This is a genomic window from Taibaiella helva, from assembly GCF_003545695.1.
Lineage (GTDB): Bacteria > Bacteroidota > Bacteroidia > Chitinophagales > Chitinophagaceae > Taibaiella > Taibaiella helva.
Map to the genome: position 1 here is coordinate 352,012 of NZ_QUZZ01000003.1, position 17,426 is coordinate 369,437.

At 51.2% G+C, this 17,426-nt stretch carries 14 protein-coding genes; 8 read left to right on the top strand and 6 right to left on the bottom strand.

What is annotated here, in order from left to right:
• Positions 1-21: 21 nt before the first annotated feature.
• Both DZC79_RS06805 and DZC79_RS06810 read right to left on the bottom strand, forming a co-directional pair.
• Entirely contained in the window at positions 22-510 is a 489-nt protein-coding gene (locus tag DZC79_RS06805) for a BON domain-containing protein (RefSeq protein ID WP_232831779.1), read from the bottom strand.
• A 209-nt stretch (positions 511-719) separates the two neighbouring features.
• Entirely contained in the window at positions 720-1,133 is a 414-nt protein-coding gene (locus DZC79_RS06810; protein ID WP_118950800.1) for a BrxA/BrxB family bacilliredoxin, read from the bottom strand.
• A 148-nt stretch (positions 1,134-1,281) separates the two neighbouring features.
• Here DZC79_RS06810 and DZC79_RS06815 point away from each other — a divergent pair, with 148 nt between their 5' ends.
• Entirely contained in the window at positions 1,282-2,301 is a 1,020-nt protein-coding gene (locus DZC79_RS06815; RefSeq protein WP_118950801.1) for a formimidoylglutamase, read from the top strand.
• A 116-nt stretch (positions 2,302-2,417) separates the two neighbouring features.
• On the opposite strand, the gene cysS is transcribed toward DZC79_RS06815, so the two are convergent.
• Positions 2,418-3,911: a cysteine--tRNA ligase gene (gene cysS, locus DZC79_RS06820; protein ID WP_118950802.1), complete on the bottom strand. Its 1,494-nt coding sequence runs from the start codon at positions 3,909-3,911 to the stop codon at positions 2,418-2,420.
• A gap of 129 nt (positions 3,912-4,040) precedes the next feature.
• Here cysS and DZC79_RS06825 point away from each other — a divergent pair, with 129 nt between their 5' ends.
• The gene (locus tag DZC79_RS06825; protein WP_118950803.1) at positions 4,041-5,606 is read left to right on the top strand and encodes an NAD(P)/FAD-dependent oxidoreductase; all 1,566 of its coding nucleotides are present in this window, start codon (positions 4,041-4,043) and stop codon (positions 5,604-5,606) included.
• A 46-nt stretch (positions 5,607-5,652) separates the two neighbouring features.
• Here DZC79_RS06825 and DZC79_RS06830 read toward each other — a convergent pair whose 3' ends face one another.
• From DZC79_RS06830 to DZC79_RS06840, 3 genes are all read right to left on the bottom strand, one after another.
• Positions 5,653-5,907, bottom strand: coding sequence for a YtxH domain-containing protein (locus DZC79_RS06830; RefSeq protein WP_118950804.1), 255 nt, complete (start codon positions 5,905-5,907; stop codon positions 5,653-5,655).
• A gap of 108 nt (positions 5,908-6,015) precedes the next feature.
• Positions 6,016-7,281 (bottom strand): aspartate kinase, encoded by a 1,266-nt coding sequence (locus DZC79_RS06835; protein WP_118950805.1) that lies wholly within the window; start codon positions 7,279-7,281, stop codon positions 6,016-6,018.
• 83 nt (positions 7,282-7,364) lie between these two features.
• Complete coding sequence (locus DZC79_RS06840) at positions 7,365-8,621, bottom strand: pyridoxal phosphate-dependent aminotransferase (RefSeq protein ID WP_118950806.1); 1,257 nt, start codon at positions 8,619-8,621, stop codon at positions 7,365-7,367.
• Between the two features lie 282 nt (positions 8,622-8,903).
• Here DZC79_RS06840 and DZC79_RS06845 point away from each other — a divergent pair, with 282 nt between their 5' ends.
• The 6 genes from DZC79_RS06845 to DZC79_RS06870 all read left to right on the top strand — a co-directional run bounded on the left by DZC79_RS06845 (position 8,904) and on the right by DZC79_RS06870 (position 17,156).
• Complete coding sequence (locus DZC79_RS06845; RefSeq protein WP_157976978.1) at positions 8,904-9,350, top strand: GbsR/MarR family transcriptional regulator; 447 nt, start codon at positions 8,904-8,906, stop codon at positions 9,348-9,350.
• Positions 9,351-9,681: 331 nt separating this feature from the next.
• Complete coding sequence (locus DZC79_RS06850; protein WP_157976979.1) at positions 9,682-10,167, top strand: MarR family winged helix-turn-helix transcriptional regulator; 486 nt, start codon at positions 9,682-9,684, stop codon at positions 10,165-10,167.
• Positions 10,168-10,213: 46 nt separating this feature from the next.
• Positions 10,214-11,566: a TolC family protein gene (locus DZC79_RS06855; RefSeq protein WP_232831780.1), complete on the top strand. Its 1,353-nt coding sequence runs from the start codon at positions 10,214-10,216 to the stop codon at positions 11,564-11,566.
• Positions 11,567-11,603: 37 nt separating this feature from the next.
• Entirely contained in the window at positions 11,604-12,836 is a 1,233-nt protein-coding gene (locus DZC79_RS06860) for an efflux RND transporter periplasmic adaptor subunit (protein ID WP_118950991.1), read from the top strand.
• A 92-nt stretch (positions 12,837-12,928) separates the two neighbouring features.
• Entirely contained in the window at positions 12,929-16,591 is a 3,663-nt protein-coding gene (locus tag DZC79_RS06865) for an efflux RND transporter permease subunit (RefSeq protein ID WP_118950809.1), read from the top strand.
• Between the two features lie 355 nt (positions 16,592-16,946).
• Positions 16,947-17,156: a DUF3820 family protein gene (locus DZC79_RS06870; RefSeq protein ID WP_118950810.1), complete on the top strand. Its 210-nt coding sequence runs from the start codon at positions 16,947-16,949 to the stop codon at positions 17,154-17,156.
• The last annotated feature ends 270 nt before the right edge of the window (positions 17,157-17,426 follow it).

A 17,426-nucleotide genomic window follows, 5' to 3' on the forward strand; every position in this document is an offset into this window, starting at 1 on the left:
TTGAATTTAAAGAAGGAAGGATTATTTAACGGTCATTTTGTTCTCAACCTTTTTAGGTTTGATCTCGTTCACTTTCTGCATCAGCTTGGGCAGGTCGGCTTTTTTGATCTCGCCGTTCAGGGTCACAACACCTTCTTTTACGGTAACGGTTACACCGGGATATTCCTGGATAGCAGCGGTAGCGGCAGTAGTCAGGGCGTCATCAGGATTTACGACTACAGGCGCGGGTGCCGGTGCGGGGGGCGGTGCTACGGTAGTCTGGTTCACTACGGATTTTACGCCTTCTACTTTCTTAGCGGCCTCTTCAGCCGCTGCTTTGGCGGCCTCGTCGGTTACTTCGCCGCTCAGGGTGGCGACGCCATCTTTAACGTCTACGACTACGCCGGGCGCTGCGGCTTCGATCTTAGCCTTAGCTTCGGCGTCCTTCTTTTCCTGGGATTTGCAGGAAGTCATACCAGCAGCCAGTCCGGCTACGAGGGTAAGGGTCATTGCGGTGTGTTTCCAATTCATAAGCGTTCTTTTTTTGGAGTAAGTGTTTAAAAGAAACAAAAGAGTACGTCAGCAAAATACACAAGTGTTTTAATCAAAATACATGCCACAAAAAATATTAACGATTAATTTTCTGTAAGGTTTGGCAAAAATAAAATTCCTCCCGGCTGTGACAGGTACAAAAAAAGAGCTGCCGGAAGGCAGCTCTTTGAGAAAAATTTATTTATGGCTTAGCAATATTCGTCGTAAGCTTGTTTCAGGTTGGCCGAGATCATGGCAGCAGAGCGGCCTTCGATCATATGGCGCTCGATCATATGCACCAGCTGGCCGTCTTTGAACAGGGCAATAGCCGGTGAAGACGGAGGGTAAGGCAGCAGATAGGTACGGGCCTGCTTGACGGCGTCAAGATCGAAACCGGCAAAAGAAGTTACGGTACGATCCGGCTTCTTGCCATCGCCTTGCAGGGATTCCAATACGCCGGGACGGGCAGTGCCTGCGCTGCATCCGCATACGGAGTTGATCACCAGCAGGGTGGTGCCTTGTTGGGGTAAAGTACTGTCTACTTGCTCGGGAGTCAGCAGTTCCTGAAAGCCGCTTTGCGTCAGCTGGGCTTTCATGGGGTTAACGAGTTCTGCGGGATACATAATATTCTATATTTTTAATATGATTCTGCAGCAAAATTAGTCCTTTTCCCCGGCATTGGCGAAAGCAGCGGTTCAGGTTTTTCTATAGCAGAATAAAATTTTCGCACAGGCTTGCTAAGTTTGTGCCTTAAACAGCAACTAATTTCCGATGGTACAACTCCGCATTTATCATGAAGAGGAACGGCAGACGCTGGTTGCCCGGCGGGAAGGGGAAACCCGGCTGGGAGAAACGATTGGGTTGGCCGCTGTTGCAGGCAATGCCGATGAGGCGTTGGCCGGCTCGCCCGCCCGCTTCGTGATCCTGGGGCTGCCCGAGGATATCGGCGTAAGGGCCAACGGCGGGATCGGCGGGGCACATACCGCCTGGCCGGGATTCCTCAAAAGCTTTCTGCATATCCAGCAAACGGCTGCTTTCCGGGGAGAAGATTTCCTGCTGCTGGGCGAATACAACTTTAACGATTGGTTGCTGAATTGCAGCGATGCGGGGATTGAGCAGCTGCGAAGCTATACTGCGCATATCGACGCCGAAGTGCACCCGTTGATCCATAAGATTGTTACTGCCGGTAAGATACCGCTCGTGATCGGCGGTGGTCACAACAATGCTTATCCCCTGCTTAAAGGAACGGCGCTGGCGCTGGGAAAATCACTTAACGTCATCAACCTGGATGCGCATTCTGACTACAGGGTGATGGAGGGAAGACATAGCGGCAACGGTTTCCGTTACGCGCACCAGGAGCATTTCCTGACCCGCTATGCCATGCTGGGCCTGCATGAAGCGTACAACAGCCAGCCCGTAGCTGCTGAGCTGAAAGCCAATCCCGATCTGCTACCCCTGTTCTGGGACGATATATTTGTAAGGGGAAAAATGCGCTGGAAGGAAAGCCTGCAGCAGGCGCTGGACTTTGTAAAGGGCAATGCCTTTGGTGTTGAGCTCGATGTGGATTGCATACAGCAGGCGCTGAGCAGTGCTGCCACTCCGGTGGGTATGACTACGCATCATGCCCTTCAATACCTGTACCATTGCGGCCTTGCGGTCAACGCCGTTTACCTGCACCTGCCAGAAGGTGTGGTGGAAAGAGCCGACGGGCAGCAGGATGTATTTACGGGCAAGCTCCTGAGCTACCTGGTACAGGCCTTCGTTAAGGGGGTGCTGGAACGCAATGCCTGAAGCTGCCCTACCTGCAGTAGAGCGCAGATTGAAAGAAGGCGATGTTTGCAGGACAACTTACTGCATCGCAAGGGGCAAAAGAGAAAAGTTGAGACCGGATCTCAACTTTTCTCTTTTTAATCTATAGAATAGCTTACTGCGCCATCTTTTTCGTCTTTAAGCTGTATACCTGCAGCCGCCAGCATATCCCTGATCTTGTCGGAGGCGGCATAATCTTTGCGGGCACGGGCTTCACGGCGCATTTCAATCACCAGCTGCAGCACGCTGTCCAGCTTGCTGTCATCGTTCTGCTGCAACGGCTGCAGGCCCAGGATATTTTCCAGGTAGGTGTGGAAGGTATCCAGCATCAGCTGTTGCGCATCCTGGCTGATAGCATTGGCCTTGATCTGGCCGCCCTTAATGCCATTGATCACCGGGGCGAGCTCAAACAGATTAGCGATCACTTTGGCCGTGTTGAAGTCGTCATTCATATCGTCGGCGCAGGCATGGCAGTAGTCCAGTACTTTCTTTTCCAGTTCTGGATCTCCTGCTGTCGTACTACCCGTCAGGGGCAGCTTCTGCAAGACCTCATAGGCTTCCCATAGCCGGCGCAGCGCCTTTTCGGATGCCTGGAGGGCTTCATTGGAAAAGTCCAGCGTGCTGCGGTAATGCGTCTGCAAGATGTAGAAACGGATCACCATAGGATGGTAAGCCTGCTCGAGCATGGGGTGGTCTCCGCTGAAGAGCTCGGTAAGCTTGATCACATTGTTATAGCTCTTCCCCATCTTACGGCCATTGATGGTGATCATATTGTTGTGCATCCAGTAGTTTACAGGCGCGCAGCCGTGCGCGATGGTGCTTTGTGCGATCTCGCTTTCATGATGAGGGAACTGCAGGTCCATGCCGCCGCCGTGTATGTCGAAGCGCTGGCCCAGGTACTTGCTGCTCATGGCCGAGCACTCGATGTGCCAGCCGGGAAAACCTTCTCCCCAGGGGCTTTTCCAGCGCATGATATGTTCGGGCGGCGCTTTTTTCCATAGGGCGAAATCGGCACGGTCCCTTTTTTCTTCCTGGCCTTCCAGCTCGCGCGTGGTTTCCAGCAGGTCTTCGATCACGCGTCCCGACAATTTGCCGTAAGGATATTCCGCAGCATATTTTTTGACATCGAAATATACCGAACCGTTCACCTCATAAGCAAAGCCCTTGGCGATAATATCTTCGATCATGTTGATCTGCTCGATGATATGGCCGGTCGCCGTAGGCTCTATAGAGGGTTCCAGGTTGTTGAACTTGCGCATGCCCCAGTGGTAAAGGCTGGTGTATTTATGCACCAGCTCCATAGGCTCCAGCATTTCCAGCAAGGCCTTCTTGGCGACCTTGTCTTCCGCTTCGCGTCCCTCCTCTTCAAAATGCCCGGCATCGGTAATGTTGCGCACATAACGCACTTTATAGCCCAGGTGCTGCAGGTAGCGGTTCACCACATCGAAAGTAATGTAGGGGCGCGCATGCCCCAGGTGAGACTCGCCGCTTACCGTAGGTCCGCAGACATAGAGGCCTACATGGCCCGGGGTAATGGGGACAAATGCTTCTTTCTGGCGGGTATAGGAGTTGTATAAATGTAAGGTCGACATATTCCAAAAGGTGAACCGCAAAAATAAGGGATAGTTGGGAATGCCGTAATAGGAATTGCCGTACGGACTATAGTGCCGGAATAGCCGTATTTTTGCCGCCGTATTGATCGTTCTTCATTCCTAAATAGAATGCCACAGGAAATCACCCTTCGCCTCAGTCCTGCCGAAGCTGCGCAGGAGCCTCTTTTGCGGCGCTACGCCGCGCAAAAGCTGCAGATAAAGCCCGAAAGAATTAATGCCGTGCAGGTGCTGCGCCGCTCGGTAGATGCCCGCGGCAGCCAGATCATGATGCAGCTGCTGGTCAATGTATTCGTTGAGGAGCCTTTTAAAGATGCGTTTGCTTTTTCACACCGGCTGCAGAACGTCAGCGGAAAAGAGCCGGTGATCGTGGCGGGCGCAGGCCCGGCCGGCTTGTTTGCTGCGCTGAAGCTGATCGAAAGCGGACTGCGTCCCGTCATACTGGAACGGGGCAAGGATGTCCGCAACCGGCGCCGCGACCTGGCGGCCATGAACAAACAGGGTATCGTGAACCCGGAATCGAATTACTGCTTCGGCGAAGGTGGCGCCGGAACCTACAGCGATGGTAAGCTGTACACCCGGTCGACCAAGCGGGGTAGCGTGCTGCGCAGCCTGCAATGGTTCCGCAATTTCGGTGCGGAAGAAAAGATATTGTACGAGGCGCATCCGCATATCGGTACCAATAAGCTGCCGGGTATCATCGTAGCCATGCGCGAAGCGATCGAGGCTTGCGGCGGGCAGGTGCTGTTCGATACCAGGCTTACAGACTTCATCCTGGAGGGGGACACGCTGAAAGGCGCTGTGGTCAACTGTGGGCAGCGGATCGAAGCCCGGGCGCTGATCCTCGCGACAGGGCATTCGGCACGGGATATTTTTGAGCTGCTGCATCGTCGTAATATCCATATCGAAGCGAAACCCTTTGCTCTGGGTGTGCGTATCGAACATCCGCAGGAGCTGATCAATGACATCCAATATGGCTGCGATCCTTCGGCATTCGGCGATATGGTAGGACCGGCTTCCTATTCTCTGGTAAGTCAGGAGCTGGGCCGCGGTGTATTTTCTTTCTGCATGTGCCCTGGGGGCATCATCGCGCCGGCCTCTACCGAAGAAGGAGCGCTGGTGGTGAATGGATGGTCGCCCTCAAAAAGAGATAATCCCTACGCTAATTCCGGTATGGTGGTCGCGGTCGATGAAAAAGATTTTGCACGTTATGGATTTACGGGACCGCTGGCCGCCATGCATTTTCAGCAGATGGTCGAGCGCAGAGCCTGGACGGCGGGAGGTGGCTTGCTTAAAGCGCCGGCCCAAAGGATGACGGATATGGTCAGCCTAAAACGCTCAGCGACCTTGCCCGATTGTTCTTACCTGCCGGGTGTGACCAGCGCTTTGCTGCACGAAGTATTGCCCGGCGAGGTTTACCAGTCATTGAGCAAGGGATTCGTTTCTTTCGGTAAAAAAATGAAAGGATATTATACCAATGCTGCCATCGTAACGGCGACGGAATCCCGTACCTCTTCGCCGGTGCGTATTCCAAGGGATAAGGATAGCCTGCAGCATGTGCAGGTTAAAGGATTATTCCCCTGTGCGGAAGGCGCGGGTTACGCCGGTGGGATCATTTCTGCGGCGATGGACGGGGAGCGGGTGGGGGAGGCTACTGCAACGTATTTAACGTTTTAACTCATAACGCTTATAGGGTTTCAAACCCTATAAGCGTTATGAGGAGTTACGCATTCGGCGGGTCTTTCTTATCTTTATCCGTCAGCTCGTCGAATTTGTCGGTGAGCTTCTCTTTCAGCTCCGATGCCTTTTCTTTCGTGGCGCTCCAGGCATCTCCGGCAGCGTCTTCAACTTTATCCCATACCTGCTCGGCTTTATCTTCCACCTTTTCCCAGGTTTCGCCTGCTTTGTCTTTCAGGTCGTTCAGGGTATCCTTCAGCTTGTCGAAGAATCCCTCCTCTTTCTTTTGCTCTTCGTTCATAACATTAAGATTTAAGGTTTTTGAATAAAGCTAAGTTAAGTATTCCGGCAGACACTTGTTGGTTTTCCCCTCTTATAGGGTTTGAAACCCTATAAGAGAGGAAAAACCTTATTTTACCACGACCTGCACCGTGTTCCGGGTTTTCTGCTCCAGCAGCAGCACACGGCCTTTGGTCAGCTCTTCCAGTATAGAGGGTGTATAATGACGGATGGTAAGCAATTGCACATCGTCGTTCTTCAGCACTTTATAGTCTTTTTCCAGGGCTTCTACCAGTGAACGGATCTTGTCTTCCCGATTGTCGACGCAGACCACAAGGCTGATGGCGGCATTCTGAATAAGGTTGATCTTGACATGCTGGGCATGGAAGATGTCGTACAGGTTGCGCAGGTTTTCTTCCGTAATAAAAGAAAAATCGCGGCTGGTGACCTGAAGCAGGATCTGGTCCTTCTTGAGCACGATCAACGGCGGGTAAACGAATGTATCGGTGGTATTCTGGATCACGGTTCCCTTCAGGCGGGTATCCAGGAAGCATTTTACATACAGGGGGATATTGGCGTTCTGCAGGGGCTTGATGGTCTTGGGGTGGATGACCTGGGCGCCATAGTAGGCCATTTCGATCACTTCATGGTAGGTGATCTCCTCGATCTTTACGGTATTGGGAAAAAGCTTGGGGTCGGCATTCAGCAGGCCTTCTACATCCTTCCATATGCTTACCGATTGTGCCGGAAGCATCGCGGCCAGCAGCGCTGCGGTGTAGTCCGATCCCTCTCTTCCCAGCGTGGTGGAATTATTGTCGGCGGTGCTGCCGATGAAGCCCTGGGTGATCACGATGCCGCTTTTCTCCAGCGCAGGCACCACGTTTTTCTGTACCTGGTTCCTTGTAAATTCAAAATCGACCACCGGGTCGCGGTAGGTATCATCGGTGCGGATGAGGTCCCTGGCGTCGATCCACTGGTTAGTGTACCCCTGCTCTTTGAGGTAGGCGCTGAAGATGGTGGTGGACAGGATCTCACCGATGCACACGATCTGGTCGTACACATAATCCGGATGCTGCACGCCCGCATCGTCGATGGCCCAATGCATTTCGGTGTAGTATTCGTTGAGCCGGTGCATCATGGCTTCGTAACCTGGAGCGCTCAGCAAGGCCTTGGCATAATCGTTATGGGCGGCCTCCAGCGTGGCGAGCTTTTCCAAAGCGGCTTCCCGCCGGTCCTCCAGCGCTTCCTTAACAATGGCCTCGAGCGCATTGGTTGTTTTTCCATAGGCTGAAACAACGACCACCAACGGCGTGCCGCCGTAAGCGATGATCGGTAACAGCGCCTGCATCCGTTCCGGGTTGGCTATTGATGCGCCACCGAATTTGTAAACCTGCATGTTCTTTTTTTGTATAGACAGTGATGAATAAACGGTTGTTGGCCGGGGCGCCTGCCCCGGAATAAAGATAAAAGCTGCCGGTTTTATTGCAGTGCCAGGAGCGCCTGTTCCAGCTTTTCAAATACATCGTCGAGCTCTTCCATACGGCAGGTGCCAACGCTGATGCGGTACCAGGGCGACTCCCGGTCTGCTCCAAAACAATGGAAGGGTACTATCGCCAGGCCGGCTTCGCTTAAGATATATTGTGTTACCGCTTCCTGTGTATCCAGGACTTTGCCCTTGGCTGTTTTTCCTTTAAGGTCGAGCTTAACGGTGAGGTAGATAGCGGCTTGGGGGGCGATAGCATCGACGGCATGGCCTCTTTGTTTGAGGGTTTCAAAGCCCCTGAATATTTTCCAGAGCCTCACTTCCAGCTCTTCCTTGAAGAATTCCAGGAACTCATCCACATCTTCGGTATTGGCCAGGAAATCGGCAGTGGCCTTTTGCTCTGCAATAGGCGCCCAGGCGCCGATGTGGCTCAGCAGCGCTTTCATCTTGGCCATAACAGGGGCCGGTCCCATGGCCCATCCCACACGCACGCCGGTCGCGGCAAAAGCTTTGGAGATGCCATCGATGGTGATCGTATAAGCTTTCATCTCAGGCCGTAAAGCCACCGGATGATAATGGCGGGTATCGCCATAGGTAAGCGTAAAATACATCTGGTCAAACAATACGTATAATTTCTTTTCATCCTCGCCACGGCTGCGGTTTTCGGCCAGCACCAGGTCGCATATTTTTTCCAGCGCTTCCTTGCTCAAAGTAGTGCCGGTCGGGTTCTGCGGCGTGCAAAGGCAAAGCAATGCGGCGCCCTTTATATGTGGTGCGATCTCCTCGGCCGTAGGCATGAAGTCGTTCTCCGGCAGCGCCGTGATCTCGCAAGGTGTGCCATGGTTCAGGTGTGTATAGTGGTTGTTGTTCCAGGAGGGTACGGCATAGATCACCTTATCGCCCGGATCGACAATTGTACTGAACAGGGAGTAGATCAGCGGACGGCCGCCGCTGGCGATCTGGATCTCGCCGGGTTCATAGCGGACACCTTCATAATGATCGATAAAATCGCATACCGCTTCCCTGAGAGCCAGTATGCCGTCGGCCGGGGGATAATTGGTCATGCCTGCACGGTATGCTTCTACGATGCCGTCTTCCAGCGCTTCGGGAATGGGGAAAATAGCAGGAGCAAAATCACCGATGGTGTAGTTGTAAATTTTTTCGCCATTGCGAATCCTGTTGTTGATCTCGTTGCCGAGTTTCACGATCTCAGAACCAATTAGTGATTCTGCAAGCTTGCTCAGTTTGCTCATCGGGTAGCTATTTACAATTAAAAAAAGGCTCACCATTCTGGTAAGCCTCCTGTATCTTGTTTTGGGTACACAATACAATGCCGGGATTACCTGGTAGTGGTAAAACGTTTCATATTCTTATATACCTTATGCCTTGTCATACGTCGGTCGGACGGCGAAGATAGAAAGGGAAATCTGTTTTTCAAAATTTCGACGGCGGTTTTGGGTCGTTCTTTCTTATTAAAAAATATTTTAGTTCTTTTGGTTTTGAACCAAAAAGTTACTTTAGCTTTGCGCCGGTTTATGGAACAGTATCGGGAGAAAATTGAGGAATATGGTCACTACTATGAGCGGCAGGGATTTTCGCCGGTAGCTTCAAGAGTAATGAGCTACCTGTTCCTGCATCCCGACGGAGAAGCCACCTTTGACGAGCTGGTGCAGTATTTTGCGGTAAGCAAAAGTGCGATATCCGGGGCCATTAAAATATTGTCGGCTATGGAAGTGATTACGGAGAAGACTAAAGCCGGCGCCCGTAAGCGTTATTTCAAAGCAACGCTGGAGCGTCTTTTTGCCCCGGAAACGGCTGTCAAGAAATACAGGGAGACCCGGCTGATCCTGGAAGATATCCGTAAGCTGCGTAAGAAAAAGGATGAGTTTTCCGAGTCGCTGACCCGCACGATCACCTTTTTTAAGACATTGGAAAAGGAATACCCGAGAGTATACGAGCAAGTGAAAAAAGAGAAAAATTAGGAGAATGATGAAGTATCACCGGATATAATTCCCCCAGATCCGGTCGTCATTCACCGAAAAAAAATGATCATTCATCGAAGAATGGCGCTGTTTGGCATAATAATGTTTCCCGTTTGTTTTGATTGAATCTATTTTTGCTACGTTAAATAAATCCAAATGCCAAAATTTACTTTTGGTTGATATATCAACTGGATTTTACCTTTGCGCCTTAACAGCAGGCTTGTAGATTGTGAATGATCAAGTAAGGGTATTTCTATAGTTAGTTGTCCTGTCTACAATGCTGATGAAAAATTTACTTTACTATAAATCTAGTTATGCAGGAATCATGCAAATGAAAAAGAAATGTGAGATGGAATCGATGCACTGGGACAATTTCTTTGCGGAGATGCACGACACTCTGATCTTTCAGATGCACCGGATACACAGTGTGATGTTCAGGGTAGCCAACGGGCTGATACACGAAGCTTCGGTGCCGGTTAAGATGGAGCAGCTACCGATACTGATGTGTATCTACAACTGTGGAAGCGTGTCCCAGCAAGAGGTTGCGGATATTGTACACCGCGATAAGTCATCGGTTCAGCGCACGGTGGTGACACTGGAAAAGAAAGGATTGATATCGGTAAGCCAGGACAAGGCCGACAAGCGGAAGAATATATTGCGTACTACGGAAACCGGAACTTTTGTAGCGCAGCAGATCAAAGATATCGTCAAGAAAGTGGAAGAGGAGATTTTCTCCGCCTTTAAATCGGAAGACAAACTGAACACGATCAATACCATCAAGGAAACAGCCGATAAGCTGGAGCTTCTGAAGGTATAGTTGAAGTGTCAACCGAATCAATTTTCAGCCTTTATTTTGAAATACAATGATGAAAGAACCCTTAAAAGTATTGATCGCTGCCTTTGGCCTAAGCTGGCCGCTTGCCGGCGCCCAGGCCCAATCGCAACCGGCTGCACCGGTCCGGCACGAGCTCTCGGTAAAGCAGGCGCTGGAATACGCCGCCCGGAATAACGTCCAGGTAAAGAATGCGCTGATCGATGTGCAGATCCAGCAGCAGGTCAACCGGGAGGTCACTTCCGCAGCTTATCCTCAGGTATCGGCTACCGGAAATTTTACCGATAACCTGAAGCTGCAGACCCAACTGCTGCCAGGTGAATTCTTTGGTCAGCCGGCGGGTACTTTCGTACCTATTACCTTCGGTACCAAGTACGTGACTACCGGTGCGGTAGATGTATCCCAGATTCTGTTCGACGGACAGGTATTCGTCGGGCTGCAGGCCCGCAAGACTTCCATTCAGTGGAAGCAGAAAAATGCGGAGATCACCGACGAAACCATAAGGGCCAATGTTTATAAAGTATATTACCAGCTGGTGCTGAGCAAAACGCAGGTTGCACTGCTGGATGCCAATATCGCCCTCATTGAAAAGCTGAAGCACGATGCCCAGATCATGTATGAGAATGGTTTTGCAGAAAAGCTGGATGTGGACAAGAACGATGTGCAGCTGACCAACCTGCATACCGAAAAGGAAAAGGTGCTGGTGTCGGTAGCCAACGGTTACAATGGCCTTAAGATACTGCTGGGCATACCGGTAAAGGATCAGCTGGTGCTTACCGACAGCATGAACGATGAGCAGATCCGCTCCGAGGTGCTCGAAAATGCCGGCTACAGCTATGAGGACCGCAGGGACTACCAATACCTTAAGCTGTCCCAGAAGCTGAATGAGTTTAATGTAAAACGCTATCAGTATAGCAAGATCCCCACATTGAGCGCTTTTTTTAACTATAACAGGATGAACATGGAGAATGATTTCCGTTTCAACGGCCAATGGTTTGAAGCCTCCTATGTCGGCCTCCGTTTATCCATTCCCATCTTCAAGGGTTTTGGTACCAATGCCAAGATCAGGCAGGCGCAGCTGGCCGTAAAGCAAACGGACAACCAGCTGGAAAACCTGAGGAACACGATCGACAATGAAGTAGAGACAGCTAAGAATACTTTCAGGAGCTCTATTTCGATCATGGACTACCAGAAGAAGAATATGGCCCTGGCAGAAACCGTGTACAACCAGACCAAAAAGAAATACGAGGTGGGTACCGGTTCGCAGACCGAGATCAATACCGCGCAAACGGACCTGAAGACAGCCCAATCCAACTATATCAGCGCGCTGTATGACGCCGTCGTTGCCAAGGTCGATTACCTGAAAGCAGTTGGTAAATTATAATCCTTTAAAACAGTCTTTGAACAACAAAACAAAATATATGCGACAGATTCTGAAACTGGCTTTCGCCGCATCTTTCCTATTGACGCTTGCGGCTTGCGGCGGTGGCAAGCAAGACAAAGGCGCATTGGGTCAAAAGAAAGCAGACCTGGAAAAGCTGAAAGCGGACCAGAAAAAACTTGCTGATAAAATATCCAAACTGCAGGACGAGATCGACAAGCTTGATCCGGCTGCTGCAAATGCCAATGCCAAGCTGGTGTCGACAACACCGGTTGGGCAGGGTGCGTTTGATCACTATATCGACCTGCAGGGTAAGGTAGATGCCTATAATGTGGCTTATATCGCTCCCCGCGGACAGGGTGGTTTTGTAAAGGCCATTTATGTAAAGCAGGGCGACTATGTGCGTAAAGGGCAGACTATACTGAAGCTGGATGCTGCCGTGCTGAGCCAGAGCCTGGCCGCTGCGCAACAGCAGTTGAGCGGTGTAAAAGCCCAGCTGGACCAATCAAAGAGCATCTACGAACGCCAGCAGAACTTGTGGAAGCAAAACATCGGTACCGAGATCCAGGTACTGAACGCCAAGACAAATATGGAGGCGCTGCAAAGCCAGTACAATGCTGCGCAGGCAAACATCCGCCTGGCACAGGAACAGCTGAACACCACCAATGTCGTTTCCGAGATCGATGGTACCGTCAATATATTGAATGTTAAAGTCGGTGAATTCTTCAGCGGCGGGCAGCAGATACAGGTAGTGAACAACAGCGACCTGAAGCTTACGGTTAACGTGCCCGAGAACTATGCCGATCGCGTAAAGCTGGGCAGCACCCTGGTTGCAACCCTGCCCGAATCGGATAATGAAACGATCACCACCAAAGTAAATGTTGCGGGTAAAGTAATCGACCCCATCACCCGCTCTTTCTACGTAGAAGGCAAGATACCTTCGGATAAGAAGCTGCGCGCCAACCAGCTGGCGATGATCCGGATTATGGACTACAGCAAGCCTGATGCGATCACGATACCAATGAACACCCTGCAGACGGATGATAAAGGAAAGTTTGTGCTGGTGGCTACCGAAGAGGGCGGCAAGCTGATCGCCAGGAAGAAACAGGTCGAGATAGGCGAGCTGTATGGCGACAAGCTGGAGATCAGGAGTGGCCTGAATGTAGGCGACCGGCTGATCACCCAGGGATTTCAGAGTGTTTACGACGGTCAGCGGATCACTGAAAACGCGCAGAGTGTCGGCAGCCAGGAAAAGGCTGCTGCGCAGCAATAGCAGGCGGCATGCTTTATACCTCTCATTACTCTACCGCTATCCTTCCGCAGCGCCAAAAGGTCTGTGCGGGCGTAGCTAAATCATAAACAAATATGAGTGCTTTAGAAAACTTCACAGGAAAGTTTAAGGAGTTTAAACCTACGAGCTGGTCCGTCAAGAATAAATCGTCCATTTACCTGCTGATGGTCATCATCACGGTCATGGGGATATTCCAGTTCATGACGCTGCCCAAAGAGCAATTCCCGGATATTGTTATTCCGACCATCTATATACAAACGATCAATGTGGGCAACTCTCCTAAGGATATGGAGAACCTGATTACCCAGCCGATCGAGAAGCAGATCAAGGGTATTACCGGCGCCAAGATCACCAAGACGACCAGTACTTCACTGCAGGACTTCTCGGCGATCATGGTGGAGTTTGATGCCAATGTGAAAGTGGACGTCGCGCTGCAGAAGGTAAAAGATGCGGTAGATAAAGCCAAACAGGATCTGCCTACCGATCTTACCCAGGAGCCGACCGTACAGGAGGTGAGCTTCTCCGATCAGCCGATCATGTATGTGAACGTGAGCGGCGACTATGACATGGTGCGATTGAAAAAGTATGCCGACGATATCCAGGATCGCCTGGAATCGCTGTCGCAGATCAACCGCGTCGACATCGTTGGCGCCCCTGAACGGGAATTTCAGATCAACGTAGACAACCAGCGCATGCTGGCGGCGGGCATTACTTTCGACAATATCGAAAGCGCGGTAGCCCGCGAGAACATGGATATTACTGGTGGTCTGCTGCAGGTAGGCAATATGAAAAGGACCCTGCAGCTGAAAGGCCAGGTGAAGACGGCAGCTGATCTCGAAAAGGTAGTGGTGCGTAATACCAAGGGCGCTGCCATATACCTGAAAGACATAGCCCAGATCAAAGATACCATTAAGGAACATGAGAGCTTTGCCCGTCTGGATGGCAAGAACGTGGTTACCCTGAACATCATCAAACGTTCCGGTGAGAACCTGATCGAAACTTCTGATGCGGTAAAGAAGACCGTATTGGAGATGAAGGCGAGCCAGTTCCCGCCCGACCTGCATGTAGTGGTTACCGGCGACATGAGTAAATCGACCAGGACCTCGTTCAACGACCTGGTGAACTCTATCGTGATCGGCTTCCTGCTGGTGCTGCTTATCCTCATGTTCTTTATGGGGGTGACCAATGCCTTCTTCGTGGCGCTGTCGGTACCGCTGAGTATGTTTGTGGCCTTCGTTTGTCTTCCCGGAGCCGATATGATCATCGGGACGCATGTAACCCTCAACTTCATGGTGCTGTTCGCACTGTTGTTCGGGTTGGGTATCATTGTGGATGATGCGATCGTGGTGATCGAGAATACCCACCGTATCTTTACGGAAGGGAAGGGCAAGGTCAACTCTGAGAAGTCGGCTATGGCGGCGGCAGGCGAAGTATTTGTGCCTGTGCTGGCCGGTACGCTCACCACCCTGGCGCCCTTCTTCCCGTTGTTGTTCTGGCCCGGCATCATTGGTAAGTTCATGATTTACCTGCCGACCATGCTGATCTTTACCCTTGCGGCATCGCTCATCGTGGCCTTTATCATGAACCCGGTATTTGCAGTGGACTTCATGAACCATCCTGAAGGGGAGCATGAAAAGCCGCGCAAGTCTGCGATCTTTAAGAAGAGGGCTTTCCTGATACCTGTGATCATCGGTGTGCTGATGCTGATATTCGGTTTCCTCATCAAAGCAGCTACTCCCGAGGTACATTATGTAGCCAACTCACTGGAAGCAGAACCCGGCAAGCCTTATGCCTTCTACTTCTTCACCGGCAACCTGCTGTTGTTCTTTGCGATGCTGGTGGTGCTGAACAAATATGTACTGGACGATGCCATTCATAGCTTCCAGAACAGGGTGCTGCCCTGGATCATGGGCCACTATGAAAGCCTGCTGCGCTGGGCGCTGAAAGGCTGGAGGCCGGTTCACCTGCTGCTGGGCGCCGTAGGCCTGTTCTTCCTGTCCTTCTTCATTTTCGGGGCAATAGGCAAATCGCCGGTGTTCTTCCCTGAAGGCGAGCCTAATCAAATCTATGTATACCTTAAGCTGCCTGTAGGTACTGCCGTAGAATACACCGACTCGATGACCCGTACACTGGAAGCCAAGGTGAATAAAGTGCTGGGTATGGAGAACGGCAAGAAGAACCCTATGGTGGAAAGTGTGATCGCCAACGTAGCCATCGGCGCTTCCGATCCGGCCAGCGGCGACCGTAGTACCCGTCCTGAACTGGGACGTATCCAGGTGTCCTTCGTGGAATATGAAAAAAGGCATGGCGGCAAAACCGCTCCTTACCTGCAGAAGATCCGTGAAGCGGTCAAAGGTATTCCCGGCGCCGAGCTTTCGGTAGACAAGGAGCAGAATGGTCCGCCCACAGATCCTCCTGTAAATATTGAAGTGGCGAGCGAGGATATTGACAATATGATCAAGACGGCTGTAGGTCTGAAGAATTACCTCGATTCCCTGAAAGTACCCGGCGTGGAAGAACTGAAAATGGATATTGATCTCAACAATCCCGAGATCTCTGTTACCGTGGATCGTGAGCGTGCCCTGATCGAAGGTGTGTCTTCGGCCCAGGTAGGCGCCCAGCTGCGCACGGCCCTCTTCGGTAAGGAGATATCCAAGGTAAAAGAAGGTGAAGACGAGTACAAGATACAGCTGCGCAATGAGTTCATGCAAAGAAAGAACCTTGTCGACCTGCTGAATATGAATATTACTTTCCAGGACATGGCTGCCGGCGGTGCGGTAAAGAGCGTGCCCATCAGCTCCCTGGTGAAGATAGATTATACCAGCACGCTGGGTAGCGTAAAGCGTAAGAACCAGAAAAGGGTAATTACTTTGAGGTCCAATGTGCTGCAGGGCTATACGCCTACCGAGGTCAACCTGGAGCTGGCCAAAGACATCAAAGCCTTTGGTAAAACAGAAGGCGTAAACATCACCCAGACGGGCGAAGGCGAGCAGCAGGCTGAGACCGGCGCTTTCCTTGGAAAGGCCCTGGTGATTGCCCTGATGATGATCCTGCTGATCCTGGTGATCCAGTTCAACTCCGTAGGTAAATCGGTGATCATCCTCACAGAGATCGTGTTCAGCGTGATCGGTGTATTGCTGGGCTTTGCTTTCACAGGCATGCAGGTGTCGATCGTAATGACGGGTGTAGGTATCCTGGGTCTTGCCGGTATCGTAATTAAGAACGGTATCCTGGTAATCGAGTTTGCCGATGAGCTGAGAGCACGCGGCCTCAAGACCAGGGAAGCGGTGATCCAGGCGGGTAAAACGAGGATCATACCCGTAATGCTGACTGCCCTGGCGGCTATCCTGGCGCTCATCCCGCTGGCAGTAGGCTTCAACATCAACTTCATTACCCTGTTCTCCGAGCTGAATCCCCGGATCTTCTTCGGCGGCGACAATGTAATGTTCTGGAAGCCTTTGTCCTGGACGATCATCTTCGGTCTTACCTTCGCGTTCTTCATGACGCTGATCATGGTGCCGAGCATGTACCTCATCTATGAAAGGCTGAAGCGCCCGATGCGCCGTCACTTTGGTGGTAAGTGGGTGTCCTTTATGGGCATTCCTCCGCTGATCTTCCTTTTCATCCCGATGATGATCTACTCTGCTTTCAAGCATCGCAAAGATGTACGTCGCAGGAAGGCAAGGCTGGCCAAGCGCAACGATGTGAACGAAGCCTTTATCGGCAGCTGGTTCTAATCCAAAATTCAAAATTAAAAATTCAAAACGGGTGATCTCAATGAGATCGCCCGTTTCTGTAGAGATAGAGATCTCGCTGCGGCGCAAAGGCGGTAGCGACCGCTAACCTTATAACGTGACTGTCATGGTGAGCGAAGTCAAACCATGACAGGGATGCCCCGTTCCTTCCGGTCTCCTTCTACTCCGCTCGGGATGACCGAAGGACGGCGAAGCTTGTGAACAAAATTCACGGATCAGGAGATGGCGATTTGAAATGCTTCCGCCGCTGTCGGTGTTTTTACCAACAGCCAAGCTTATCTATAGCCAGTGCCTTTTTTCTCTTATTTTTGCTGTTTAACTCCTCTTATATTTTATATTGAATCCCGAGCTCCTGACCGAACTGGTCTCTTTTAAGATGCCTTTCGGCAAATACAAAGACCGGCTCATTGCCGACCTCCCGGAACCCTATCTCGTTTGGTTTTCGCAGAAAGGTTTTCCCAAAGGAAAACTTGGTATGCTGCTGCAAACAATGTACGAGATAAAGCTGAACGGGCTGGAATATCTGCTGAAGCCTTTGCGCAGCTGAGGCGTGCTGGGCTGATGCCTGCCTTCTGTCTCTTCACCCTGTCTGCAGACCAACCAGGTCACCTTCTGCGTTCGCTGCACCTTGCCTTATGGCGGCTGCCGGATAGGAATGCTGCAAGTATTCCCTGAATGTAGTGGCCGCAGCATTAAACGATTGAAATTTTAACAGTCTAATACCGGCGGTCTTTATACAGCCGGTATTTTGTATATCATCTCCAGGGTCTTAGCTACATATTATCGGCGCGCTAACAAATCTAATGCCGTTAAAAAG